2 protein-coding genes and 1 pseudogene are annotated in these 3,427 nt (G+C 42.7%); 1 reads left to right on the top strand and 2 read right to left on the bottom strand.

From position 1 onward, the window contains the following. Positions 1-66 precede the first annotated feature (66 nt). Positions 67-2,295, top strand: coding sequence for an HAD-IC family P-type ATPase (locus tag GMD4S_RS07460; protein WP_000876387.1), 2,229 nt, complete (start codon positions 67-69; stop codon positions 2,293-2,295). A gap of 59 nt (positions 2,296-2,354) precedes the next feature. Here the strand turns inward: GMD4S_RS07460 and GMD4S_RS07455 are convergent, their stop codons facing one another. Both GMD4S_RS07455 and GMD4S_RS07450 read right to left on the bottom strand, forming a co-directional pair. After that, positions 2,355-3,266 carry a PTS system mannose/fructose/sorbose family transporter subunit IID gene (locus GMD4S_RS07455; protein WP_000818322.1) on the bottom strand — a complete coding sequence of 304 codons (912 nt, stop codon included), beginning with the start codon at positions 3,264-3,266 and terminating at the stop codon, positions 2,355-2,357. A gap of 14 nt (positions 3,267-3,280) precedes the next feature. Beyond that, positions 3,281-3,427, bottom strand: a pseudogene (locus GMD4S_RS07450) (PTS mannose/fructose/sorbose transporter subunit IIC); the annotation flags it as partial.

Below are 3,427 nucleotides of genomic sequence, written 5' to 3'. Positions count from 1 at the left end.
AGTCTTTAAGTGACAGAGAAAAAGATATGTGTTATTATAGTAGTACAAAAGGATATCGGAGTAGAAATGAAGTATTTAAGTAGCCAAGACATCAAGGATCGTCAACGAAATATCAGCGACATTAAACCCTACAAAACAACCAAGGAAATCGTCGTTTCAAATATCTTTACCTTCTTTAATGCCATGAACCTGGCTCTGGCAGTTCTGGTAGCCACAACCTTGCGATTTGAGAACATGCTCTTTTTAGGTGTGATTGCTATCAATACAGCTATCGGGATTTTCCAAGAAGTGCGTTCAAAAAATGCTTTGGAAAAGCTAAGTTTGCTTGGTAAAAGTAAGTACAAGGTCAATCGAGATGGTCAAACGATCGAGATTGATCCAGAAGACATCGTTCTGGGGGAATATCTGCATCTCAATCTGGGAGATCAGGTACCTGTCGATGCAGAAGTGCTTGAAGGAACGATCGAAGTGGATGAGTCCTTGCTGACTGGTGAGAGTGATTCAGTCTTTAAAACAGCAGGTGACAAGCTGATGAGCGGAAGCAATGTCGTTAGCGGTACTTGTCTGGTTACGGCAACGGCGGTCGGACCCGATAGTTATATCAACAAACTCGCAAAATCCAGCAAGGAATTCAAAAAATACCCTTCTCAACTACGCGATTACATGGATAAGATTTTAAAAATCGTCTCGATCTTGCTGGTGCCAGTTGCCATTCTGCTCTATATCAGAGGTTTTAGTCTAGGACGGTCTTATGTTGAGATTGTTTTAGGAAGTTCAGGTGCCTTGGTCGGCATGATTCCAGAGGGTTTGATTCTATTGGTTAGCGTCTCCCTAGCGGTAGCAGCCATGAAGTTGGTTAAAAAGAAGGTTCTAGTGCAGGAACTATACTGTGTAGAGACCTTGGCGCGAGTAGATGTTCTTTGTTTTGATAAGACAGGAACTATCACGACGGGGAATATGAAGGTCCAAGAAATGAATGCTAATGTGGCAGAGAAACTATCTTCTTATCTGGCTTATTTCGAGGATGAAAATGCAACTTCCCGAGCTCTGAAGACTTACTTAACCTGTGAGAAAAAGTGGGAAGTTCAAGAAGTTGGTGCCTTTTCAAGTAAAAACAAGTATTCCTTTGTCCAAGTAAAAGACAGTGGGACCTATTTCTTCGGAGCCTATGAATTTCTAGGCTTTACCCAGCCGATGGATGCCTACTATGAGCATCTGAAACAGCAAGGTTTTCGAATCTTAACACTCGCTCATAGCAAGGACCAGATTACTAGTCCAGCTAATATGGAACTACTAGGCCACGTCGTTTTGTCAGATGAGATTAAGGACAATACCAAGGAAACCTTTGACTATTTCGAATCTCAAGGTGTTGAAGTGAAGATTATCAGTGGTGATAATCATGTGGCTGTATATGGGGTGGCTCGTAAGGCAGGTTTTAAGGAAGAAGCGCGGGCTATTGATATGACCAAGGTGAGCGATGATGACTTTGAAAGAGTGGTCTTGGAACACGAAATATTTGGACGTGTGACACCTGAACAGAAGCAAAAGATGGTATCTATTTTGCAAAATGCTGGTAAAACAGTTGCCATGAGTGGTGATGGAGTCAATGATGTTCTGGCTCTCAAGAAAGCAGATATTAGTTTTGCCATGAAGGGGGCTACGAGTGCAGCCAAAAGTGTATCCAATATTGTTTTTCTCACAGATGACTTTGCAGTATTTTATGATATCTTGATGGAAGGACGCCGGGTCATTAACAACATCCAAAAGGTAGCCTCTCTTTTTCTAACAAAGACCTTCTTCTCCATCGTTTTTGCCATTTTGAGTGTGGTATTTGGTTTGGAATTTGCCTTTATCCCCATTCAGTTTACAATCATTTCAGCCATTACGATTGGGATTCCATCCTTCTTCCTGACTTTTGAGTCCAATAAAGAAAAGGTTAGCACTCACTTTATGAGAGATATCCTAACCAACGCGGCGATTGGTGGTGGCGTTCTGGTTGCTAGTGTTCTTTTGACCAATTTCTTTATCACTGTCCCAGGTCAGGTCAAATTTATTTGCTTCCTCCTTGCCCTGATCAATGGTCTGTGTCTAGTTGCCAAGGTCAGCTTGCCTTTTAATCGATACAAGATGCTTTTGCTCACGTTTTTGAGCCTTGCAGCCCTTGTTGGTGTACTTGCCAATACTTTTATCCTACAGGGAGCTTTTGTGCCTTTAGAAGCCAAACAGCTACTCTATGTTGCCATACTAGCAGTGGTGATTGGGTGCTTTCATTATCTGACTAGGAGAAAAAGTTGATACATAAAAAGAATCAGGTTTAATCCTGATTCTTTTTTGTTTATATATTCTCACCGAGATTACATGATACCGAAGAAACGAGCTGCGATACCAACTGCAAAGAGGGCAAGGATGATTGTGATTGGAGATACTTTTTTCTTAAGCAACCACATGCAAAGGAAAGTAAGGAGAAGTCCCATCAATCCTGGAATCAATGAGTCCAACTGACCTTGAAGCGTTTGTGGTTGAACTCTATCTAGGCTCATACCACTAAGCGCTTGACCAAGAATGCCCTTCAACTCAGCTCCTGTAACAGGACCTTCTGGGAAGTTGATGTAGGCACCTTCTGACAATTGTTTGCCTGGAAGGTTGATAGTGAAGTTGATGGATACCCAACGTTGTACAAGAACGGCAAGGATGAACATACCAAGGATAGAAGCACCTTTAGTGATGTCTTTCAAGATACCACCAGACATGTCTTTAGTGATCTCAGATCCAGCTTTGTAACCGAACTCTTGTGTGTACCATAGGAAGGCCATACGGATAGCATTCCATCCGAAGAAGAAGAGAAGTGGACCAACAAGGTTACCAGATGCAGCAAGTGATGCACCAAGAGCTCCAAGGATAGGACGAACTGTAAACCAGAATACTGGGTCACCGATACCAGCAAGAGGTCCCATCATACCGATTTTAACCCCTTGGATAGCCGCGTCGTCGATTTCAACACCGTTAGCGCGCTCTTCTTCAAGTGCAAGAGTAACCCCCATGATTGGAGCAGCGACGTATGGGTGAGTGTTGAAGAATTCAAGGTGGCGCTCAAGAGCAGCCGCTTGGTCTTCTTTTTTAGTGTACAATTTTTTGATAGCTGGGATCAATGAGTAAGCCCAACCCAAGTTTTGCATACGTTCGTAGTTCCAAGAACCTTGAAGGAATTGTGAACGCCACCAAACTTTTTGACGATCTGATTTTGATAATTGAATTTTTTCAGCCATGATTGTTCCCCTTTCTAGTAGTCTTCTAGGATATCACCGATTGGGTCGTTAGAAGTTGCAGCTCCGCCGCCACCGTTTCCACCTTGTTTTGTAAGGTTAAGGTAGATGAAGGCAAGGGCAACACCGATGACACCAAGGGCAATCAAAGTCAATTGAGAGAT

Source organism: Streptococcus sp. GMD4S, assembly GCF_000296955.1.
This window is presented reverse-complemented; position numbering and strand designations above follow the sequence as displayed.

Excerpts from the sequence above, each read along its gene's own strand:
- GMD4S_RS07460 (WP_000876387.1), top strand. The coding sequence starts at position 67 with ATGAAGTATTTAAGTAGCCAAGACATCAAGGATCGTCAACGAAATATC.
- GMD4S_RS07455 (WP_000818322.1), bottom strand. The coding sequence starts at position 3,266 with ATGGCTGAAAAAATTCAATTATCAAAATCAGATCGTCAAAAAGTTTGG.